1 protein-coding gene is annotated in these 1,101 nt (G+C 62.2%); it reads left to right on the top strand.

What is annotated here, in order from left to right; all coding sequences use genetic code 11:
- Positions 1–2: 2 nt before the first annotated feature.
- Positions 3–938: an IS5 family transposase gene (locus DID96_RS37765; protein WP_124604402.1), complete on the top strand. Its 936-nt coding sequence runs from the start codon at positions 3–5 to the stop codon at positions 936–938.
- Positions 939–1,101 lie beyond the last annotated feature (163 nt).

Here is a 1,101-nt window from a genome sequence, read left to right as displayed (position 1 = left end):
ACCTGTCGACGAAGCGCACACGCAAGCGCGAATTTCTGGACGAGATGAACCGGGTGGTGCCGTGGACCGACCTGGTGATGCTGATCGCGCCGTATGCGCCGGAAGGCAAGCGCGGACGGCCTCCGTTTGCGGTCGAGGCGATGCTGCGCATCCACTTTCTGCAGCAGTCGTTCGGTCTGTCGGACCCGGCGATGGAAGAAGCGCTGCACGATGTGCCGCTGTACCGCGAGTTCGCCGGGCTGGACAACTGGACGGTGCGGCTGCCCGATGAGAGCACCATCTTGCGGTTCCGTCATCTGCTGGAGAAGCACAAGCTGGCCGCGCAGATCCTCGCGCTGGTCAACGACATCCTGCGCGACAAGGGGTTGATGTTGCGCGCGGGCACGGTGGTGGACGCGACGCTGATCAGCGCCCCGAGTTCGACCAAGAATGCATCGGGCGAACGTGACCCGGAGATGCATCAGAGCAAGAAAGGAAACCCGTGGTACTTCGGCATGAAAGCGCATATCGGCGTGGATGCCGAATCCGGGCTGGTGCACACGGTGAGAGGCACTGCGGGCAACGTCGGCGACGTACTCGAAGCCAATTGCCTGCTGCATGGCGAGGAAATTGATGCGTTTGGCGATGCGGGCTACCAGGGCGTGCATAAGCGCCCGAACGCTCGGGCCGGCGTGAACTGGCACGTGGCGATGAAGCCGGGCCGCCGCCGCATCCTGGACAAAAACAAGCCACTGGACGCACTCATTGATCAAGTCGAGCGAATCAAGGCTGGCATCCGGGCCAAGGTCGAACACCCGTTCCGGGTGATCAAGCGGCAATTCGGCTACACCAAGGTCCGCTACCGAGGGTTGCGGAAGAACACCGCGCAACTCATGACCTTGTTCGCGCTGTCCAACTTGTGGATGGCGCGCGGCAAGCTGTTGGCTGCCGCGGCATGAGCATGCTTCTGGCCCGGCCGGGCACCATACGCGGAGTCCGCGAACGCTAGTTGCTGCTCTTTGGAGTGCTTCGTTCTCGGCTGATCGGGCGACGTCGCGGCGCATTCAGTTCCCCGTCAAGCAATCAAGCACACTTGATTCCGGTTTATGCAGAGCATCCTTA

The sequence above is a fragment of the Burkholderia sp. Bp8963 genome, assembly GCF_003854275.1.
Classification (GTDB): Bacteria; Pseudomonadota; Gammaproteobacteria; order Burkholderiales; family Burkholderiaceae; genus Burkholderia.
Note: the sequence above shows the minus strand (reverse complement) of the source record. Positions and strands in the feature narration are given on the sequence as shown.